The sequence below is a fragment of the Chryseobacterium sp. ON_d1 genome, from assembly GCF_006829085.1.
In the GTDB taxonomy this organism is placed as follows: Bacteria; Bacteroidota; Bacteroidia; order Flavobacteriales; family Weeksellaceae; genus Chryseobacterium.
This window is the reverse complement of sequence record NZ_BJTC01000002.1, coordinates 288,699-309,677: the sequence shown is the minus strand read 5'-3', so window position 1 is coordinate 309,677 and position 20,979 is coordinate 288,699. Positions and strand designations below refer to the sequence as shown.

Here is a 20,979-nt window from a genome sequence, read left to right as displayed (position 1 = left end):
TTAATTTTAATAAAAATTAGGCTTGATTGGTTTCTTCGGGCTGAAGCATTGTTCTTGTTCTGAAAAACGCTCCGAAAAACACCGACAAAACTACGTAAAATATAAGAATTGCTGCAAAATATCCTGAAAAATGACTTGCGGTAAGCATATCTTTTCCTTTAACAGCCTCAGGAGTGAAGCTTTGTAATCTTTCTTTGTATTTCTGATCCAGCTCATCAATATCTTTCTGGTGCTTCAGAATTTTTCTTGCAGAAGTATATTCTGTATCGAGTTCTGATTTCTGCCTTTGAACATATTGATAGTTCAACAGACTTTTGGCAGCAGGATCTACGAAGTTCAGAAAAGCATAAATACTGAAAATGGAAAGAATTCCCCCGATAAACATTGGAACGAATGCTCTTTTAAAAGCTTCTTTGAATTTGACTACTCTATGGTTATTCCAGTATGATTTCACAGACCAGAAAGCAGCCCCTGCATACAGAACAGGCAAAACAAAAGCATTGGCTTTCAAAGAGATATCAAAATAATTGATCCCTGAAAAAAAAGTGTACACTACAAAAAAAACGATCATTGTAGCGATAAAAAGTATAATTCCTAGTGTTGATGGACTTTTCGTCATATTTAAATTTTTAGAAAAAAGTTGAAAAATTTTCCCTCTAAATGTCAGGCGTTTAGCTTTACTACTGCATTTTTTCGACTATTTTTCTCTAATAAAGTTTTGAAGTTTATAAAATATTCCTACCTTTGCAACGGCAAGTCCTAAACAACCAGCTCCTGAGAATCCTCCAGGGTGGGAACGCAGCAAAGGTAATCGGTCGTAGCGGTGTGATTTAGGTAGCTTGCCATTTTTTTTTGGTTTAAAGTAAGAAGAGAGGTAATTTGATAATTATCTTTTTTTGTTTTTAATACCTTATGCATCATTTTCATTTTTCTAATTTTCAGATTACCTCCTGTTCCGTTATGGATTAAAATTCGAACGTCTCTCCTAATTTTGGTAAAACAAGTTCTACATTTTTATCTGCAAAATGCTTTAATGCACTTTCATGATTGATTTCAATAGCAGGGAAAGTATCAAAGTGACATCCGATTACTTTTGGTGTTTTTAACAGCTCTGCTGCTGCAAAAGAAGCTTTTCTCGGGCACATTGTGTAGTGGCTTCCGATGGGAAGGATAGAAAGATCGATGTTTCCGTATAATCTCGGGAACAGCTCCATATCCGCCATTACTCCTGTATCACCAGCCAAATAGATATTCTTACCTTCAGGCAATCTGAAGATATACCCTACAGGAACGCCTCCATAGCTTCCATCCGGAAAAGAACTTGTATGGTGAGCAGGAACCATGGAAATTTTAAGATCGTCGATTTTTGCCGATCCTCCGAGGTTTACATCATCTGTATTTTTAGCCTGCTTGAAATATCCGCATACTTCAGGAACTCCGATGATTGTAGCTTCAGGATAATGCTGTAATACTTCTCCTACATCGGCAATATGGTCACCGTGTGCATGAGTCAACAGGATGTAGTCGATTTTTTGGGCAGCAATATCAAAACCTGATTCTGCTTTTTTGTAGTTGTAAAAAGGGTCACTTAGAATTGTTTTGTCCTTATAGGTGAACAGAAAGCAATTTTGCCCTAAGAATTGTATTTTCATTTTAAATTTAGTTTTAAATTTTTGAATAAATAGGATTCTTCACACCTGGTGAAGAAATATATTTTTAGTTTAAGAACATCCCATTGGTGGCTTTAAGAAAAACTCATACAACAACAGACATGTTGGTATTATGATTAAAATCTGCATAACCAATACAGGTTTCATTGGTTTTAATTTTCCAATTAACAGATAAAATGCTAAAACAGCATTAGAAATAATAATCAATGTAATAAAGGCAGGAATAAAATCAATTTCAAAAATTGATGTACCTTCCCTTAATTCTTCAATCAAATAATAAATAAGCAATAAAGCTAAAATAATGGATAAACACGAAGTTATTTTTAAAGCAGTCTTCATATCTATTTCTGTGGAAATTTATCCTCAATCAGATTGAGCTTGATCCTGTGTTCCAGATAGGCCTTACATCCGTCTAAAACCGTTGTAAAACCACCTGTATTGTCATTGATTACTTTCAGCAGGTCTTCACCTGTCTGACTGAATCCGTAGCTTTTGATGACAACAAGAGTACCGTTCTCCATCGTTTTGAATTCATAGTCTACGTTTACTGAAGGCTCTCCCCATTCTGTTCTGATCAGCTGGTTCGGAATAATCTGGTGAACTTTCACTGCATTTTTTACTCCGTACATTTCCCATTCCCAGATTACCGTCTTTCCTTCTTCTAACTTTCCGGTAGATTTGGTGAACCAGAAATTAGTGGTCACTTCCGGATTGACAAATGCTTCAAAAACATTTTCAACCGGTTTTCTGATAAGCATTTGAGCTTCAACGTATGCATTAGAACTCATGGTATAATATTTTGGATTTAGTGAAATAAATTAAGTCCGGCTGCTGTAAGGATTGCCATTACAAAAGTCATGATACCTACCTGCTTCAGATATTGGTCCAATTCTTTTGGTTCTTTTACGGATAAAATCTTTCTTCTGAGTTTTGATAACGGAAACAACAGGATCATGACAATGAAAACATAGTAGTTTTGCTCCTGCATAAATCCATTTACTCCTAAAAACATAAGAATCAGTAATAATGGAAGCTGTAACAGCACCATTTCATAAATCATCGCGTTTTTAAATCCGATTCTCAACGCAAAACTGTTTTTCCCTGACAGCCTATCACTTTCAATATCTCTCATATTGTTAAGGTTAAGAACGGCCATACTCATCATTCCAACAGCTGTTCCAGGCAATAACATATCCCAGCTGAAAGTTTTTGTAAAGAGAAAATAACTTCCGCATACTGAAACAAGCCCAAAGAAAATGAATACGAAAACATCACCCAACCCCATATATCCGTAAGGTTTTTTACCGACCGTATACCCAATCGCTGCGAGAATACTTGCTACTCCTAATCCAATGAAGATATAGAATTCATTCATATAATTCGGAATGAAAGCCACATACAACAAGGCAATCGTAGCCACAAAAGATAATACAGCAAAAAGGATGACTGCATTTTTCATCTGTTTTGCCGTAATTTTTCCGGATGCAACGGCTCTCGCTTCTGCTTCATTGATTCTTTTGGCATCGGTTCCTTTTACTCCGTCACCATAATCATTGGCATAATTTGATAAAATCTGGTATAAAAGTGTTACCAAAAGAGCAAGGGCAAGAATCTTCCAGTCCCAGATTCCTCCCTCTCTGTAAAGTCTCCATTTTGCGATAAACGCTCCCATTATAATTCCGCTTAAAGAAAGCGGTAAAGTTCTTAGCCTTGCGGCTTTTATCCAATCAGTCATATTATTTTTTTGTATTCATGTAAAATGTATTCATGTAAAATGATAAAAACGATACTTATATCATTAATACTTTTTACATGAATACATTTATACAATATTTACGATATCCATTGATCTTCTCCGAAGTTAGGCTTCCTTTTTTCAAGGAAAGCATTTCTTCCTTCCTGAGCTTCTTCTGTCATATAGGCCAGACGGGTTGCTTCTCCTGCAAAAACCTGCTGACCAACCATTCCATCGTCTGTAAGGTTCATAGCAAACTTCAGCATTCTGATAGATGTTGGTGATTTTGCAAGGATTTCCTGGGCCCATTCGTAAGCCGTATCTTCAAGGTCCGCATGAGGAACTACTTTATTTACCATACCCATTTCAAAAGCTTCCTGAGCGGAATAGTTTCTTCCTAAAAAGAAGATTTCACGGGCTTTTTTCTGTCCTACCATTTTAGCAAGGTAAGCAGATCCGTAACCGCCATCAAAACTTGTCACATCAGCATCAGTTTGTTTGAAAATAGCATGTTCTTCACTGGCTAAAGTCAAATCACATACAACATGAAGTGAATGTCCTCCACCAACTGCCCATCCCGGAACCACTGCAATAACCACCTTTGGCATGAAACGGATCAGACGCTGAACTTCAAGAATGTTTAGGCGATGTCTACCATCTTCACCGACATATCCCTGATGTCCTCTGGCTTTTTGATCTCCTCCACTACAGAAAGCCCAGCCTCCGTCTTTAGGGCTTGGACCTTCTCCTGAAAGCAGTACAACCCCTATTGAAGGATCTTCATAAGCATCATAAAAAGCATCATATAATTCTGAAGTTGTCTTAGGTCTGAAAGCATTACGGACCTCAGGTCTGTTGAAAGCAATTCTTGCTACTCCATTACATTTTTTATAGGTAATATCTTCGTATTCCTTAGCGGTTTTCCACTCGATCATCTTATAAAAATTTTTCTCAAAGATACGGAATTACAGAGAATTTCTGAAGGTGAAATTTAAGGTTCATCTCTATAAAAAACAGAAATTCTGAATGCATGAATTCGGCATGAACAATTTTCAACAGAAACTGCATAGCAGGGAGCATAAAAATTAAACCTAACAGGTTTTAAAAACCTGTTAGGTTTATAAATTTAATTCAAAATCATAACAGGTCTACAATTTACATGAAACATAAAATCCGGATAAGAACCTCAGCACTTTCTGTTTAAAATAAAAAAACCGGAACATTTCTGTTCCGGTTCTTATATCTGTTGTTCTCAAAATGATTATTTTGCTCCAGCAGCTGTAAGTTCAGCTTCTTTAGCTTTCATTTCTTTCACTTTATCCATGTTCTTAGTTACTACATAGATCTCTTTTAAGGCAGAAACAGCATCAAGGCTCTTCGGGTTAGCTTTATACCAACCTTCAGCATATGGTAATGCTTTAGCAAATCTCTCTCTTCTTGCATCAATCAGTTTAGAAGCTTCATCCGGCTTGTCTTTTCTTAATGCATTGATCTCTCCTACTACTTTAGCATCATCACCAATGGTAGTATACACTAAGTTTTGGTATGCATCGGAAAAGTCTGGTTTAAGGTCAATTGCTTTTTTGAATGATTCTATAGCATCATTAACAGTAGCAGGGGTTTTAGCCTGCATTACTCCAAGGTTATACCAGTTTGTAGGGTCATTAGGATTTTTAGCTAACTGCTCTTTTAATCCGGAAACAAATTTATCTGTATTTCCAGACTGAAGATATGCAGTAGTCTGAGCTTCTTTAAGCTTAGCATTGTTTGGGAATTTTGCTAAACCTTTCTCAATAATTGTAAGAGCTTCAGGTTTTTTCGCATTAAGAAGTAAGGAAGCCAGAGTCTCATACAAATCAGGCTCTATACTTTTCGTCTGCTCAGTTTTGAAATCAGTATAGTCTGAATTCTTTTTCATAAGCTCCCAAGTTGCTTTATCAAGATTTACCACCTGTCCTGTTTTCTTTTCTTTTGCAGTGTAGGTAGTTTCTACTCCTGTAAAGCCAGAATTAACAAGGTCTGTATATATTTTGATAGACTGATCACTGTTATTAGCTAACGCATGACTAAGCCCGGCATAATACATATATATTTTGTTATCCTGCCCGTTAGCCTTTAGCAAGTCATAGACTTCTATAAACTTAGGTGCTGCAGCGGCATAATTTTTTGCATTATATGCATCCATAGCAACTTTATTAGCTTCCTGAAGCTGAGCATTCAAAGCGTTGGCATCTTTTTTCTGTCCAAAAACGAAAGCAGATGCTACGATAGCTATTCCTAAAATTAGTTTCTTCATAATAACTATTTTATATTTAATTGTACAATTTATTCTTCAGAATCATTCTCATTTTCCTCTGCCTGATTTTCATTTTCAGATTGAGGTGCCTCATCGTTTTCCTGGTTATCAAATAGCGATCCTATTCCTTCTTCGATCTCTTCAGTTTCTTCAGAATCTTCTTCTACATCTTTATCCATTTCTACTTTTGCAATGGCTGCAATTTCGTCATTTTTCTTAAGATTGATCAGTTTTACTCCCTGAGTATTTCTACCCATTACTCTCATTTCATCCATTCCCATTCTGATCGCAACACCGGATTTGTTGATAATCATCAATCCATCTTCGTCTGTTACGTTTTGAATGGCAATCAGATTTCCTGTTTTTTCGGTAATGTTCAGGGTAATAACTCCTTTTCCTCCTCTGTTGGTAATTCTGTAGTCTTCTACGGCAGTTCTCTTTCCATATCCTTTTTCAGATACCACAAGTACTGTTTCATTCTCAACATCGTTCACAACAATCATACCAATAGCTTCGTCACCATCTTCAAGCAAGATACCTCTTACCCCGATAGATCCTCTACCCACTTCTCTTACTTTCTCTTCAGGGAAACGGATACATTTACCGTTTTTGGTAGCGATCATGATTTGAGAAGTTCCATTGGTCAGGTAAGCTCCTAATAACTGGTCATTATCTCTGATCTCAATAGCATTTACCCCATTTACTCTTGGTCTTGAATAGGCTTCTAATGATGTTTTCTTAATGGTTCCGTTTTTGGTTACCATCACAACGCTCATTTGATTTACGTATTCAGAATCCTTAAGGTTGTTGGTTCTGATATAAGCTTTGATCTTATCATCTGGTTCAATGTTGATAAGGTTTTGTACTGCTCTTCCTTTTGCAGTTTTGGAGCCTTCCGGAATTTCAAATACTCTCAGCCAGTAACATCTTCCTTTTTCTGTGAAGAACAGCATATACTGGTGGTTGGTTGCAGAAACGATATATTCAAGGAAGTCTGAATCCCTTGTTGTGGCTGCTTTATTACCCACACCTCCTCTGCTTTGGATTTTATATTCTGAAAGTGAAGTTCTCTTGATGTATCCTGCGTGAGAAATAGTAAGAACTACAGATTCGTTCGGGATAATATCTTCGATAGACATTTCTCCTCCTGAGTAATCTATTTCAGTTCTTCTTTCGTCTCCGTATTTTTCTTTGATTTCAAGTAGTTCTTCTTTGATGATCTGGAATCTTCTCGGCTCATTGGCTAAGATATCTTCCAAATTCGCTATTTCTTTCATGATCGCATCGTATTCATCACGGATCTTATCAAGCTCCATTCCTGTAAGACGGGCTAATCTAAGATCAAGGATTGCCTGTGCCTGGATATCAGAAAGCTCAAATGCTTCGATCAAGCCTTCTTTTGCAGCCTGAGGATTGGCACTGTGACGGATGATGGAAATTGCTCTGTCTAAAGCATCCTGAGTTCCGATCACCTTCATGAATCCTTCAAGGATATGCGCTCTCTCTTTTGCTTTTTTAAGCTCAAACTGGGTTCTTCTTACGATTACCTCATGTCTGTGCTCTACAAAGTGATGAATGATATCTTTAAGGTTCAGCTGCTCCGGTCTTCCGTGTACCAATGCGATGTTGTTTACACTGAAAGAAGTCTGAAGTGCTGTATATTTATATAATAGGTTCAGAACAACATTCGGGATAGCATCGTTTTTCAATTCGTAAACAACACGAAGTCCTTTTCTATCCGATTCGTCTCTGATCTCGTGGATACCAGGGATTTTTTCGTCTTTAACAAGCTCTGCTGTTCTGGCAATCATTTCAGCTTTGTTCACCTGATAAGGGATCTCAGTAACGATGATAGCGTTTCTGTTTCCGATTTCATCAAAGTTAACTTTAGCTCTTAAAACCACTCTCCCTCTTCCTGTATGGAAAGCGTCTCTTACTCCGTCATATCCATAAATGATACCTCCTGTAGGAAAATCAGGAGCAATGATGTGCTGCATTAATTCATCGATCGTAATTTCTTTGTTATCGATATAAGCGCAGATTGCATCTACAGATTCTGAAAGGTTGTGCGGCGCCATATTGGTTGCCATTCCTACTGCAATACCCGAAGTACCATTTACCAAAAGATTCGGAACTTTAGTCGGCATTACTGTAGGCTCCTGTAAACTGTCGTCAAAGTTATTCTGAAAATCAACCGTTTCTTTGTCCAGGTCTGAAAGAACCTCATCAGAGATTTTTTTCAATCTTGCCTCAGTATAACGCATTGCTGCAGGCGGGTCACCATCCATTGAACCGAAGTTACCCTGCCCGTCTACCTGAGGATAACGTAGGCTCCAGTCCTGGGCCATTCTTACCATAGCATCGTATACAGAGGAATCTCCGTGCGGGTGGTATTTACCCAAAACGTCCCCAACAATTCTCGCAGATTTTAAATATTTTCTATTAGAAAACACCCCTAGTCCATACATACCATACAGTACTCTTCTATGAACGGGTTTCAAGCCGTCTCTTACATCCGGTAACGCTCTTGAAACGATAACCGACATCGAATAATCGATGTAAGACGACTTCATTTCATCAACAATGTTGATAGGAATCAGTCTTTCTCCTTCTTTTTGCATAAACAAATTTTATTGTAATGATATTCAAACTCTTAGCTGTAAGTCTGAAAATTATTTATTTCCAATTTTTATTAACGGGCTAATTTACGAAAAAAAAGCCGATTTTTGCGGTAGAATTTATCCAAAAAATCTTAAAAATTCATAAAAATATGAGCGTATTAAGTATAACTTTCCACTGTACAAAAGATAACCTCTCAGAATGGGAAAATTATATTGATGAAACACTGGTTTTAATGACTGAAAACCTGATGGATGTCAACAAATATATACTTTCTGAGGTACACAGTGACTATATTGAAGAGGGCAAAAATTATAATCTCCTGTTAATTTTTGATAATGATGAACTGCGTGAAGATTTCATTAAAAGCGAGCTTCTGAATATTTCTGAAAGAATAGAGAAAAAGTTCGGACAGGAAGTGATGATTTTTAATACTTTCCTTAATCCGAAAAAATCCAGATTATAAAAAAGAAAAGCACTGAAAAAAATCAGTGCTTTTCTTTTTATCTGTGATGTCCATGACCGCGGCCTCTGTGATGATGGCCACGATCGTCATAAATGTACACTTTCTTTACATGACCCGGTGCATAGTACCTTGCACTTCCGCCATAATACCTTTTTGCGTGACCCGGCGGCATTCTTCTGCCATACGGCTCGTGGACTACGCAAGATGACAGCATTAAAAGGACTATGCCTGCCCCAACAATTTTAAACAAACTTTTCATTATTTTCACTTTTTCAATTTCGATAGCGAAATAGATCAATGTTAATGCCAAAAGAAATTGAAATTAAGCTAATGTATGTTAAAACTGACTGTAAATGTTTTTATTTTCTATGTCCATTAATAACCGTTTCTCTTTTTTACCTGTCCCGGAGCATAGTCCTTTGCACTTCCTCCGTATATCTTTTTAGCTTGTCCCGGAGGAAGCCTCTTGGTCTGATATCCGCTATCATAAGCGACACATGATGTCATCATGCATAATATAATAAGAGCTCCTGTAATCTTAACTGCACTTTTCATTATTTCCACTTTTTCAATTTTAATGAATATAACAATGGTAATGCCAAAAGCTCAAAAATTAAAAATTCAAGGTGCAAAATTGGAGTATACAGTCTTTTATGGCCAATGGTCAATTTTGCTTCGCTAGTCAAGAGAGAATTTCGTTATGGAGATCAGTTTGCTTATCAATAAGATCATCAATTAATTCTAGATGATTTCACTCCTTTTTTCCATCAGGATAAGATCTTTCCACTCTCCGTTGAGTTTTCCGATTTTTTTACGGACCCCTACTGTTCTGAAACCGTTTTTCTGGTGAAATCTGATAGAAGTTTCATTTTCGGAGAAGATATTGGTCTGTAATGTCCAGAATCCGTGATCCTCGCTGTCCAAAATCAATTTTTTAAGCAATACGGAACCCAGTCCCTTTCCCTGGTATTCATTATCAAAATAAATGCTTACCTCTGCAACTCCTTTATAACATTCTCTTTTGCTGACCGGTTTTAAGGCACACCATCCTACCACTTCATTATTTTCATTTTCCAATACCCAGCGGCAGTCGTTAAAATACCCCATGCTCCAGGCTTCAGCAGTTGGAACTTCTGTTTCAAAAGTGGAAATTCCACCGTCTATTCCCTGGCGGAAAATTTCCAGTACTCTGGCTTCGTCACTGGGAAGCATTTCTCTTAATTCGTAATTCATCGTATTTAATGATATTTTCTTTTGATTTTTCTTTTAATTCTCGAATAATGAGTCTGTTTACTCTTTTCGTCCTGAGAAACGACACTGATATTCCCATCCACTTCCAGTACAGACAACTTTACATCCTGTATATTTTCTATTCCATGTTCTCTTATGGCCTCTTCCAGTTCACTTTCTGTAATCTTTACCCGGTTCAGGGCTGCCTGGTCTGCGATTCCATCCCTGATAAGAATAACCGGCTCGTCTTCCATAAAAGACTGAAATGAGCGGCTGGAAAACATCAGCCTTTTTAAAATGAAATTGGCAACAAACAGAACCAACGCTGCAACAATACCTCCCTGTAAAGACGTATCCGGACCTACCATTGCATTCTGGACAGCATTTGAAATCAGCAGTAACAGCACTACATCTCCCGCATTAAGCTGGGAAAGTTGATTTTTGCCAAATAGACGGATAGCAATTACCATAAAAAGGTAAACGCACAGGGAACGGACAGCAACGTTAAGAATAGGATCCACAATTTTTTTATCTACTCAAATGTATCATTTTTTGTGATTTGCAAAAAATAATTATGAACAGATTTGGTATAAATTTTGACATTGGGACTTTGAATATACCACAAAAAAATTCTATGAAAAATTTATTTCTTTGTTTAGGAATCTTTCTATTCTTTGTATCCTGTAAAAAAGATGAGAAGCAACCTATTCTATCTTCGGATGCGGCTATCCATGAAAAGGTAAAGGAACTTTACACGATATACGGCAGGTCTAATGAGGTCATTTATAATCACCCGATTTCAGGTGAATTATTTTCCCCGAACTTGAAAAGAGATTTGGAAGACGCCATCAATGCGTCAAAAGCAGATATTGAAAGGGTGAAAAAAAGTGATCATCCTGATGAAAAACCATTGATCTTTGAAGGCGCTCTTTTTTCCAGTTTGTATGAGGGATTTACAAGTTATAAAATTACCTCTGTCAAGATAAAAGATAACACTGCAGAAGCGTTGGTTGCATTTGAATACAGCTTAGCTTCGCCGAAAGTTGTATGGACGGATACTGTATGCCTTGTTCTTACAGAAAAAGGGTGGAAAGTAGATAATGTTACTTTTGATAAAATAGGAAATTCTAAAGACCTTAAAACAAGATTAACAGCATTTGTTCAAAGTACAAAGCAATAGAAAAGCCGCTTATAAAAAGCGGCTTTGTTTTTTACGGGCATTGAACAATTGGCACATCGCTGCAAATTACTTTATTTGCCCATTCGCAAAACGTACAGTATTTTTTAGGCTCTCCTCCGTACACTGACTTCAAATCTGATTTCGTCAGCTTTTTTAAATTTTTCATATAGTTTTAATTTTATGGTAGCCCAAAATTAAAACGTATCTGTTTATTCTTTATTACAACTTAATCTGATAAGTTTTCATTATTCACATATAATTGAATAATATGCAATCAATATTATCTGCTGTGAATCTCTACTGTTACGGGCATCACATAAGTATAAGCAACCATATTATCAGTCAGTTTTTTGCGGTCAACTCTATAATCAAGATCGCTTAATACCGTTTCAATTTCCCTGCTCACGGTTTTGCAGTCTCCTGTAGAATGAACATTAACAATTTTTCCGTTTTTTGCAATATCAAATTTCACCACTGAATTTACAGTTCCCTGTTTATAATCCGGATTGGTAAGGTCAAAGTTAGCTTCCAGTTTATTTCTGATATCATTAAAAGTTTCACTTCTATTCAGTTGGATTTCCTGAATGGTATTATGATCTGTAGTCTGAGCTTTAGCAGTATCCATAACAGCAGCAAATCCGCAGACCAAAAGTGAAGCAACGCATACTTGAATTTTATTTTTCATAACTAACTGATTTTAAATATTATACTAACCTGTTTTTGTATCTCTTAATCAAAGTTATTAAAAATAATTCATATTAATTTCACATTGAGTTAACATTGAGTTAACATTAAAGTTCAATTAATTGATTATCAGTATTATAAATTTTTAAATAATTGAAAATTTAATATTGGAGGTAACTTTCAGCGTAAATAATTATGTTTTTAGAATACTAATTTCAAAAAGTTAGATAAAAAAAAGAATCAGCTCACGCAGATTCTTTTCGTTATACTTTGATCACCTTATAATCCCTTAATTATTCTTAGGGTTTCAAGTTCATCAATAATAAATTGAGCATCACTTTCTGAAATATATTTATTTTCATAAAGCCAGTGAATCCTTGCAATCTGTGTATGAACAGGAATCAGATTGTCAACTCTGTAATACTCTTTCAGATAATACTCTTTTCTGCACTCCTTAATTTCAGCAATAAAGGCATCCACTTCTTCCCTTTCTTTTTTAGAATAGGAAAAATTAATCGGTTTTGCAGCGGCCAGACTCTTAGAACTTACTGTTTTGAATTCACTGTTACACAAGCCGGCTACAATAAGAGACGGAAACAGAGCAATCACAAAAACAATCATTCCTGATGACGTAGAGAGCTTATAAGTTTGGTTGATCACAATCGTAAGCAATATGGAATTGAATACGACCGATACAGTGATTGCCAAAAGCACCCAATCTTTTGTTTTTCTAAAGACAGTCTCATCGTCATAAATATCTGCAAAATGAACTTTATATTCATGCAACTCTTTGGTAAAATCATTTTTTACAAAGATTCCATCTTCTTTGATTTCAAAATAACTTGCATTTCTTCCGTTCTTTTGCGCCAGCGTTTTCATATGAATCTTTATTCCAGTTCTCTTTTCAAGAACTTTCCGGTCAAACTTTTCTTCGATTTTACTATTTCTTCAGGAGTTCCCTGTGCTACAATCTGCCCGCCATGTTTTCCTCCTTCCGGCCCAACGTCAATAATATGGTCTGCCAATTTGATCACATCCATATTATGTTCGATGATAATGAATGAGTTTCCGAGCTCCACCAGCTGATTAATGGCATCCATCAGGATTTTTACATCTTCAAAATGAAGTCCTGTGGTGGGTTCATCAAGGATATAAAGGGTATTTCCGGTCTGTCTTTTTGCCAGTTCGGTTGCCAACTTGATACGCTGTGCTTCACCACCTGAAAGGGTTGTCGACTGCTGTCCCAAGGTAATATATCCCAAACCTACGTCCTGCAATGTTTTCACTTTTGCAAAAATCTTAGGAATCGGCTGGAAGAAATCTACCGCTTCATCAATGGTCATATCCAATACGTCAGAAATTGATTTTCCTTTGTAACGAACTTCCAGGGTTTCTCTGTTGAAGCGTTTCCCGTTACAGGTTTCACAATGAACATATACATCCGGAAGGAAATTCATTTCAATCACTTTCAATCCTCCACCCTGACAGGTTTCGCACCTTCCGCCTTTTACGTTGAAAGAGAATCTTCCCGGTTTATATCCACGGATTTTACTTTCCGGCAGCTCTGCAAACAGGTTTCTGATATCGGTAAACATTCCGGTATAGGTTGCGGGGTTCGAGCGTGGAGTTCTCCCGATTGGAGTCTGGTCTACATCTACAATTTTATCAATATTATCTAACCCTTCAATTTTTTTGTAAGGCAAAGGCTCCTGAACTGCTCTGTAGAAGTGTTTGTTAAGGATCGGATATAATGTTCCGTTAATTAAAGAAGATTTTCCGCTTCCTGAAATCCCTGTTACTACCACCAGCTTTCCAAGAGGAATATCTAAGGTTACGTTTTTAAGATTATTTCCTGTTGCACCTTTTAAAACAATATTTTTACCACTTCCTGCTCTTCTTTCTGCAGGAATTTCAATTTTTCTTTTTCCATTGATGTATTGAGCAGTGATGGTATCAGCTTTCACCAGATCTTTCGGTTTCCCCTGCCAAAGGATCTCTCCACCGAATTTTCCGGCTTTAGGACCGATATCCAGGACCTCATCAGCTTCCAGGATCATGTCTTTATCATGCTCCACCACCAATACAGAGTTTCCGATATCTCTAAGGTTTTTCAGAGAATTTATCAGCCTTTCATTATCTCTCTGGTGAAGTCCGATGCTTGGTTCATCGAGGATATACAATACATTCACCAATTGAGAACCGATCTGTGTTGCCAGACGGATTCTCTGCGATTCTCCTCCTGAAAGTGTTTTTGAACTTCTGCTCAGACTTAAATAATCCAAACCAACATCCAGCAAAAACTGAAGTCTGGTTTCAATCTCTTTTAAGATCTCATGAGCAATGATTTTATTTTTTTCTGAGAATTTGTCTTTAACATCAGCCAGCCACTCTTTTAAATCTGCTAAGCTTAGTCCGTTCACCTCAGCAATATTCTTTCCGTCAATTTTAAAACTTAAGCTTGAAGGCTGAAGACGGGTTCCATGACATTCCGGACAGGTTTCTTCTGTGGTAAAATGTCTCTCTAATAAAATGGCTTCGTAAGATTCTCTTTCATCAATAATTTCTTCCATGAAAGCAATTAAACCATCAAAACTGATTTTAATTTTTTTGGTAATTCCTGCGTATTTCAGGTCTTTATTGAATTCTTTGTGACAGCCATTGTAGATATAATCCAGTGCTTCTTCAGGAATCTCCTTTAATGGTGTTGTTAATCCTAATCCGAAGATCTCAAGAATACTTTTAATCTGCGACAGAATCCATTTGTTAGACTTGATATCTTCCAATGGTAATAATCCTCCCTGGTTAATAGACAGTTTAGGATTGTCTATGAAATAATCAGTATTGATCTTTTTGATGGTTCCCAGCCCTTTACAGTTCGGACAGCTTCCTTTCGGTGAATTGAATGAGAAAGTATTCGGTTCCGGCAGCGCCAAAGAATGTCCGGTTTCAGCATCCATCAGATTTTTGGAAAAGTATTCGATATCTGTACTCCCCAGCTTCTGAATTCCGATAATTCCTTCCCCCATTTCCATTGCCGTACGCAATGATTTTTCCATTCTGCTTTCTGAGGCATTTTCTCCAATAATCCAACGGTCGATAACGATATCGATGTCATGGGTTTTATAACGGTCAAGTTTTAAGTCATATTCAATATCCTGTAATTCACCATCGATTCTGGCCTGACCATAACCTTTTTTAGCCATCTGAACGAAAAGCTCATGATAATGCCCTTTTCTGGAACGCACTACAGGCGCCAAAAGCATGATTTTCTCTTTTTTATAGTTTTCTTTGATGGTCTCAAGAATCTGGTCTTCGGTATAACTTACCAGCTTTTGCCCTGTAGACAAAGAATATGCATCCGAAACTCTGGCATACAGAAGACGCAGAAAGTCGTAAAGCTCAGTAACCGTTCCAACGGTGGAACGCGGGTTTTTATTGGTCGTTTTCTGCTCAATGGCAATCACCGGAGAAAGCCCTTCAATTTTATCTACATCAGGACGTTCCAATCCACCTAAAAACTGACGTGCATAGGCAGAGAACGTTTCAATATAGCGACGCTGGCCTTCTGCAAAAATAGTATCGAAAGCCAGTGACGATTTCCCACTTCCTGAAAGGCCTGTAATCACGACAAGCTCGTTACGTGGAATTTTTACATTAATATTTTTAAGGTTGTGTTCACGTGCCCCGTAAACTTCTATATATTCTGTTGATTTACTCATAATTTGGGGTGATTTTGCCTGAAAATCACAACGTGCAAAAATACGAAATTTTATAGACTTTTTTTGAATATTAAAGGGATAAAAGTTTCTTAAAAAATTCTTAGGTTTTGTTAATACTTTGAGCGGTCAATGATTGAATTTTTACGGATTAATTTCGTGTGTCTAGGCTAAGGCCATTGGAAAATCTCATTTATTCAAAACAGGCTGGAGCCAGTTCCCATTGATACAATTAAAAATGCCGTAACGGGTACGGCATTTTATATTTTAAACTCATTTACTTTTCAAAAAAAATTACATATCCTGAAACTCAACGTCCTCATTGGTAATCCTTACGACATATTCGATTCCGTCAATGGCCTTGGCAATGATCTGATTTCTGATAATATTGGCCATATTTTCCCAATACGCTCTTCCATAGAAAGAATAGTTCTGAGGAACGATTTCCACTTCAACAGTTCTTACAAAGCCTTCTTTAGGTTTATTGCTGATCATGGTTCCTCTTCTCACTCTTACTTCTCTTACCTCATCTTTCAGAATCATGCGGCAGTAGTTTTTGACATCTTCCAAAGAAATGATTTTATCCCGGGTTGTCAGGGCATATTTATAAGCCTGAATACTGTCTGTCCCTTTCTGCTCTTCGGCTCCTCCCAGTGTTTCTGTAAGCAGGACAATAGTCTGTGACTTCAACTGATTGGAAAGTTCAGTCCCGGGCCGCATATGATTGGCCAGTGTACAGTGTGTTATCCAGAAAGCAGCATAGGTGTGGTCTGTTTTTTCTACCGGCTCCATGATCACATAGTTCAGCTCCTGTCTGATATTCCTTTTGGCATTGTTTACTTTCTGCACCATAGATTTCATTTTATCGGACATTTCGCTGAGAACTCCTTTTACATTATCTCTATTTAGCAGGGAGAATGCCGCAATTTCATCCCTTGTCAACTCCAGAACATTGGCAATCATATCAACTGCATTTCGGCTTGTGAAACGCTCCATCCCTCCTTTTCTTACAGTATATAATCCTTTTTTAAGATCATCTGCCGGGGTAAAGGGAATTTCAGTATATTTCCTGCCATCTCCGTCCTGCACCTCATCCACATAAAGGAAATGTTCTCCTTCATCTGTTACCAGAGGTATATTATTCCCCATGATATCAAGGGTGTATTCTGTTTTTTTCCAACCTCTGTTGTATACCGGGAATGCGTTCAGAACAAAGGAAAAATTATCAAGGATTTCCGCTGAAAACTGTGGCGGGAATTCAAAGGTAAGCCACAGATAACGTTTATTGTCCAGGAATTTAGTAATTTCTTCTTTTTCTGTCAGGAATTCAAGATTCTGCGGTAGCTGTCCCGGTTCTGAAAACAGGCTTTGAGAAATTCCTGTTACTTCAATAAATTTGTGACGGTAAATACTTTTAATATCTTCAATCACTTTATTTCTGATAGACTGCTCTTTGAACATCTGTTCGTATCCATCGTTCCGGTTTTCTGCCAGGTAGCTTAAACCCTCTCTTACAAAAAGAGGATTGCCACTGCTTGATACAGTAATATAGGGTAATAATTTGTATACAAAATCCAGATGTTCAAAAGCCGGGTTGGAACAGAATATGCTCAGATATTTCGGGAAGTTTTCACTTACATATTTGCTGACATCCACTCCTATTGTTATTTTTCTGTAATCTTCCGGTCTTCCCTGGAATCTTGCAATAGGAATTTTATTAAACCTATCATCAATACTGTAACAGGTATTCCCTACAAACATAATAGAGGCGTGAACTTTATTGATTCTTACATTTCCCACCGGAGTAAAAGGAATATTCAGCTGTTTATCTGACTCAGATTTTATAGTGGAAGTCATTTGCTTACGGAAGAAAAACTCTGTATGTTCCAATAAAATTTCAGAAGATTCATAAGGCTGCGTAAAAGCCACAGAATGAGCGGGATTCGGATGTGTATAGATAGACGGTGTAAGCAGTTTCGCCAGTTTTTCCAATATACGGGCATTCACCGTTTGTATTTCATTATTCGCTTTGAAAATCTCTGTGCTGAATGCGTCTATCAAGAGTTTCACAAAAGGATCTAAAGACTGCGGACTTCTCAATCCCCATACTTTAGTTGCATTCTGAAGCATTCTTGCTTTTACAGATTCTTTGGAATAAATATTCTGATCTAAATTCATAATTTTTTTCGCTGTTAAAAATATTAATCAATAGACATCGGGCTTAGAAACAGCTCTGTTGAAAAACTGAAACGTTCTCCTGTTTCCTCCATTTTTGCATTGATGGCAATTCTTACTTTCTTTTTAATTTCGGTGTGTTCTTTAGTATCGTAGCTGTGTTCTACAAACTGTATATGAGCATCAATCTGCGGGTTTACAATTCTCGGTTCATATTCCTGAATCTGCCTCTTCAGACTTTTGATAAAAACGCTTTCCCAGATGGCACTTGTAACGCCGTTATCGAATTCAAGATTCCAGACATCATTTCCATAGTTTTCATCATATCTGTTCTCCCCTTTTTTGGTGGTGATCAGCAGCATAATATTGTGGGCAATACTTTCCCCCATACCGCAGGTATCGATACTTCCGCCTTCGGTCATTAAAGTAGACGGTACGAAAGGCATTCTGTAATTTGGTGTATCCATAGCTTATTGTTTTTTACTTCATGGTCCTGTTTTAAAAAACGAGATACCAAAATACACATTTCCGGCAAATAATGATTACAATACTTTAAAATATTATTTAAAAAAAGGCTTTCAAACTGAATTGAAAGCCCTCTAAACTGTTATATTTTCGTTATATCAAATGTCTGATTTTTTTCGGTTGATAAAATAGTACACCGGAAGCCCAAGCAGAACCAAAATAAACCCAGGCCATGTATATTGCTGTTTGTAGATTAAAAGTAAGATACAGAAACAAGTTCCTATCAAAAGGTAAATAACAGGAGTTACCGGATAAAGCCATGTCTTATAAGGTCTTTCCAGCTCCGGCTGTTTCATTCTTAAATAAATAACGCCAAAAACCGTAATCATATAAAAAAGAACAATTACAAAAGAGATCATGTCCAGCAAATTCCCGTACTGTCCGCTCAGACACAGAATGGAGGCCCAAACACCCTGCATCCATAATGCATTTTCAGGAACTTCATTTTTATTGTTTTTTTCTGCTGATTTAAAGAACATACCGTCTTTTGCCATCGTCTGAAAAACTCTGGCTCCTGCCAGGATCAATCCGTTATTGCATCCGAATGTAGAGATCATCACCAATAAAGCGATAATAATAGTTCCCGCACTTCCAAAGATATTCTGAGAGGCCGCTACTGCTACCCTGTCATTGGCAGCAAATGCAATGGCATCCCTATCCAGGGCATTTAAGTATACATAGTTTACGGCAATATAAAGAATCATTACAGCAGAAGTTCCGTAAATCATTGATTTTACAACATTTTTTTTAGGATTTTCAATTTCTCCGGAAACAAAGGTTACGCTTTCCCATGCCACAGAGCTGAAAACAGAACCTACCATAGCAGCAGCAATTCCTCCCAGTAGAGTCATTCCCCCTATCGGTTCCCAGCCTTCTTTAAGGAAATTACCGCTCAGGTCTTTTTTAAGATTATTGAATGAATCTGTTCCCCAACTGAAATTTTCAGATAAATGAGAAATATCCACCAATATAAAACCGGCAGCAATTAAGCCTAATAATGCAATAATTTTGGAACCTGTGAAAATATTCTGAAGGATTTTTCCGCTTTCCACTCCACGGGTATTGATATAGGTAAGCAGCAGAATCACACCAATAGCAAGAATCTGGATCCAGGTTATCTTAAATTCACCACTTTGAAAAATAGGTGCGGCATCGTTCAGGGATGGAATCAGGTAAGCAGTAAATTTACCAAAAGCCATTGCTACTGCAGCAATGGTTCCAGTTTGTATAACCGTAAAAAGCCCCCAGCCATAAAGGAATCCCATTTTTTTCCCGAAGATCTCTTTCAGATAAGTATATTGCCCTCCTGCCTTTGGAAACAATGCGGACAGTTCTCCATAACTTATTGCTGCAGCCACTGTCATCACACCTGTAATGACCCAAACGACAACCAGCCAGAATCCGGAACCTAAATTCCGCATCATATCAGCACTTACAATAAATATTCCGCTTCCAATCATCGATCCCATCACAAGCATGATGGCATCCCATAGTTTCAGTTTTTTCTGCATAGTCAAGTATAGGGGTCAAATATAATCAAATCTGTCTTTGATTTTGAATTTTCTTGAAAATTCCTTGAAACATATGCTTTTTGTTATTTAAAATTCGGTTATGATTTGATTTTAATTAGTATTTTTGAAAAAAATATTAAACATGAAATTTAAGGTGATATTAATTGCAGCAGCTGTAAGTACTTCTTCATTAGCATTTGCCCAATCCGGACCTCCGGCAGGAAAAGCTTTGGTAGGTGATACTTATGGCGGTCAGCTCACTTCATCCGTAGAATCCAAAGCAATCACAGTGGATAAGCTGAATAAACAGCTTAAAAAGGACAATAAAAAAGTAGAGAATGTTGCTGTTAAAGGAAAAGTAACCGACGTCTGCGACAAAAAAGGATGCTGGCTTACCATTCAGACGGAAGATAATTCTAAGTTTTTTGTGAAAATGAAAGACTATGCGTTTTTTGTACCGACAGCTTTAAAAGGAAAAAATGTAGTACTGGAAGGAAATGCTGAAAGAAAAGTAATTTCTGTGAATGAACAGAAACACTATGCAGAAGACGCTAAAAAACCTCAGTCTGAAATTGATGCGATTACCCAGCCTAAAGAGGAAATCAGATTCGTGGCGAATGGAATCAAAGTAGTTAATTAATTCCTATACAACAATATAAAAAAAACGTTCTCAAGAAAAGTTGAGAACGTTTTTTTTATATTGGAAGATCTTATTTACTCATTTTCTTTTCCTTTTCAAGCATTACCGGATAAACAGGAAGGAAATCATAAGAAGGATAAAATTCTGTTTTAAATCCACCCCAGGCTCCGCTTTCAAATACCTGGTTAACTTCTCTCGTATATTCAGGTTTAAATCTTAAAGTAATAATCTGTCCTATTCCCATCACCACATTCCATGAAATGATGTGTGCATGGCTTTTATTGAGTTTCTGATAAAATTTCTGCTTCATTACCCTGGCCTGAATCGTATCCACCGGATTTTCCTGCATATGACGAAGTATTACAGTCACCATCATACTGTCATTTGCTTTATACGGGATTGAGGACTGATTTTGTGCTATCAAAGGCAGCCCCATAGTTATTACTACAATTAAGGTCAGAAAATTCTTTATCATAATTGATTAACCATTTTGATTTAAGGGTGTAAATAAATGTTCCGGACTTAAAAATGT

22 protein-coding genes and 1 other RNA gene are annotated in these 20,979 nt (G+C 37.1%); 4 read left to right on the top strand and 19 right to left on the bottom strand.

Annotated elements, in window-relative coordinates:
* Nucleotides 1-16 precede the first annotated feature (16 nt).
* On the bottom strand, nucleotides 17-619 hold the full coding sequence (locus CRS_RS04830; protein WP_142722945.1) for a DUF4199 domain-containing protein: 603 nt from the start codon (nucleotides 617-619) through the stop codon (nucleotides 17-19).
* A 131-nt stretch (nucleotides 620-750) separates the two neighbouring features.
* Between CRS_RS04830 and ffs the strand changes: the two genes are divergently transcribed.
* Nucleotides 751-848: signal recognition particle sRNA small type (gene ffs / locus CRS_RS04825), an RNA gene on the top strand.
* A 117-nt stretch (nucleotides 849-965) separates the two neighbouring features.
* Here the strand turns inward: ffs and CRS_RS04820 are convergent.
* The 7 genes from CRS_RS04820 to gyrA all read right to left on the bottom strand — a co-directional run bounded on the left by CRS_RS04820 (nucleotide 966) and on the right by gyrA (nucleotide 8,322).
* Nucleotides 966-1,652, bottom strand: coding sequence for a metal-dependent hydrolase (locus CRS_RS04820; protein WP_142722944.1), 687 nt, complete (start codon nucleotides 1,650-1,652; stop codon nucleotides 966-968).
* Nucleotides 1,653-1,721: 69 nt separating this feature from the next.
* A complete protein-coding gene (locus CRS_RS04815; RefSeq protein ID WP_142722943.1) occupies nucleotides 1,722-2,009 on the bottom strand; it encodes a hypothetical protein in 288 nt (95 codons plus the stop codon).
* A gap of 2 nt (nucleotides 2,010-2,011) precedes the next feature.
* Nucleotides 2,012-2,458: an SRPBCC family protein gene (locus tag CRS_RS04810; protein ID WP_142722942.1), complete on the bottom strand. Its 447-nt coding sequence runs from the start codon at nucleotides 2,456-2,458 to the stop codon at nucleotides 2,012-2,014.
* A 17-nt stretch (nucleotides 2,459-2,475) separates the two neighbouring features.
* Nucleotides 2,476-3,405: a 1,4-dihydroxy-2-naphthoate octaprenyltransferase gene (gene menA, locus CRS_RS04805; RefSeq protein WP_142722941.1), complete on the bottom strand. Its 930-nt coding sequence runs from the start codon at nucleotides 3,403-3,405 to the stop codon at nucleotides 2,476-2,478.
* 98 nt (nucleotides 3,406-3,503) lie between these two features.
* Entirely contained in the window at nucleotides 3,504-4,340 is an 837-nt protein-coding gene (locus CRS_RS04800; protein ID WP_142722940.1) for a 1,4-dihydroxy-2-naphthoyl-CoA synthase, read from the bottom strand.
* Nucleotides 4,341-4,666: 326 nt separating this feature from the next.
* A complete protein-coding gene (locus tag CRS_RS04795) occupies nucleotides 4,667-5,701 on the bottom strand; it encodes a M48 family metallopeptidase (RefSeq protein WP_142722939.1) in 1,035 nt (344 codons plus the stop codon).
* Between the two features lie 29 nt (nucleotides 5,702-5,730).
* The gene (gene gyrA / locus CRS_RS04790) at nucleotides 5,731-8,322 is read right to left on the bottom strand and encodes a DNA gyrase subunit A (protein WP_142722938.1); all 2,592 of its coding nucleotides are present in this window, start codon (nucleotides 8,320-8,322) and stop codon (nucleotides 5,731-5,733) included.
* Between the two features lie 149 nt (nucleotides 8,323-8,471).
* On the opposite strand from gyrA, the gene CRS_RS04785 reads away from it, so the two are divergent.
* Nucleotides 8,472-8,786 carry a DUF4286 family protein gene (locus tag CRS_RS04785; protein ID WP_142722937.1) on the top strand — a complete coding sequence of 105 codons (315 nt, stop codon included), beginning with the start codon at nucleotides 8,472-8,474 and terminating at the stop codon, nucleotides 8,784-8,786.
* 37 nt (nucleotides 8,787-8,823) lie between these two features.
* Here the strand turns inward: CRS_RS04785 and CRS_RS04780 are convergent, their stop codons facing one another.
* The 4 genes from CRS_RS04780 to CRS_RS04765 form a co-directional block, all read right to left on the bottom strand.
* Nucleotides 8,824-9,000 carry a hypothetical protein gene (locus CRS_RS04780; protein WP_228451176.1) on the bottom strand — a complete coding sequence of 59 codons (177 nt, stop codon included), beginning with the start codon at nucleotides 8,998-9,000 and terminating at the stop codon, nucleotides 8,824-8,826.
* 161 nt (nucleotides 9,001-9,161) lie between these two features.
* On the bottom strand, nucleotides 9,162-9,341 hold the full coding sequence (locus tag CRS_RS04775) for a quinol oxidase subunit 4 (protein ID WP_142722936.1): 180 nt from the start codon (nucleotides 9,339-9,341) through the stop codon (nucleotides 9,162-9,164).
* A gap of 186 nt (nucleotides 9,342-9,527) precedes the next feature.
* On the bottom strand, nucleotides 9,528-10,019 hold the full coding sequence (locus CRS_RS04770) for a GNAT family N-acetyltransferase (RefSeq protein WP_142722935.1): 492 nt from the start codon (nucleotides 10,017-10,019) through the stop codon (nucleotides 9,528-9,530).
* A gap of 5 nt (nucleotides 10,020-10,024) precedes the next feature.
* A complete protein-coding gene (locus CRS_RS04765; RefSeq protein ID WP_142722934.1) occupies nucleotides 10,025-10,537 on the bottom strand; it encodes a DUF421 domain-containing protein in 513 nt (170 codons plus the stop codon).
* Between the two features lie 113 nt (nucleotides 10,538-10,650).
* Here CRS_RS04765 and CRS_RS04760 point away from each other — a divergent pair, with 113 nt between their 5' ends.
* On the top strand, nucleotides 10,651-11,196 hold the full coding sequence (locus CRS_RS04760) for a hypothetical protein (protein ID WP_142722933.1): 546 nt from the start codon (nucleotides 10,651-10,653) through the stop codon (nucleotides 11,194-11,196).
* Between the two features lie 280 nt (nucleotides 11,197-11,476).
* Here CRS_RS04760 and CRS_RS04750 read toward each other — a convergent pair whose 3' ends face one another.
* The 6 genes from CRS_RS04750 to CRS_RS04725 all read right to left on the bottom strand — a co-directional run bounded on the left by CRS_RS04750 (nucleotide 11,477) and on the right by CRS_RS04725 (nucleotide 19,807).
* Entirely contained in the window at nucleotides 11,477-11,881 is a 405-nt protein-coding gene (locus CRS_RS04750) for a hypothetical protein (RefSeq protein ID WP_142722932.1), read from the bottom strand.
* A 278-nt stretch (nucleotides 11,882-12,159) separates the two neighbouring features.
* Nucleotides 12,160-12,759: a hypothetical protein gene (locus tag CRS_RS04745; RefSeq protein WP_142722931.1), complete on the bottom strand. Its 600-nt coding sequence runs from the start codon at nucleotides 12,757-12,759 to the stop codon at nucleotides 12,160-12,162.
* An 8-nt stretch (nucleotides 12,760-12,767) separates the two neighbouring features.
* The gene (uvrA, locus tag CRS_RS04740; RefSeq protein ID WP_142722930.1) at nucleotides 12,768-15,599 is read right to left on the bottom strand and encodes an excinuclease ABC subunit UvrA; all 2,832 of its coding nucleotides are present in this window, start codon (nucleotides 15,597-15,599) and stop codon (nucleotides 12,768-12,770) included.
* A gap of 291 nt (nucleotides 15,600-15,890) precedes the next feature.
* Entirely contained in the window at nucleotides 15,891-17,774 is a 1,884-nt protein-coding gene (locus CRS_RS04735) for a type VI secretion system baseplate subunit TssF (RefSeq protein WP_142722929.1), read from the bottom strand.
* A 23-nt stretch (nucleotides 17,775-17,797) separates the two neighbouring features.
* Nucleotides 17,798-18,238 (bottom strand): GPW/gp25 family protein, encoded by a 441-nt coding sequence (locus CRS_RS04730; RefSeq protein WP_142722928.1) that lies wholly within the window; start codon nucleotides 18,236-18,238, stop codon nucleotides 17,798-17,800.
* A gap of 156 nt (nucleotides 18,239-18,394) precedes the next feature.
* A complete protein-coding gene (locus CRS_RS04725) occupies nucleotides 18,395-19,807 on the bottom strand; it encodes an APC family permease (RefSeq protein ID WP_142722927.1) in 1,413 nt (470 codons plus the stop codon).
* A 142-nt stretch (nucleotides 19,808-19,949) separates the two neighbouring features.
* Between CRS_RS04725 and CRS_RS04720 the strand changes: the two genes are divergently transcribed.
* A complete protein-coding gene (locus tag CRS_RS04720; protein ID WP_142722926.1) occupies nucleotides 19,950-20,447 on the top strand; it encodes a DUF4920 domain-containing protein in 498 nt (165 codons plus the stop codon).
* A gap of 70 nt (nucleotides 20,448-20,517) precedes the next feature.
* On the opposite strand, the gene CRS_RS04715 is transcribed toward CRS_RS04720, so the two are convergent.
* On the bottom strand, nucleotides 20,518-20,922 hold the full coding sequence (locus CRS_RS04715) for a hypothetical protein (RefSeq protein WP_228451175.1): 405 nt from the start codon (nucleotides 20,920-20,922) through the stop codon (nucleotides 20,518-20,520).
* Nucleotides 20,923-20,979: the final 57 nt, after the last annotated feature.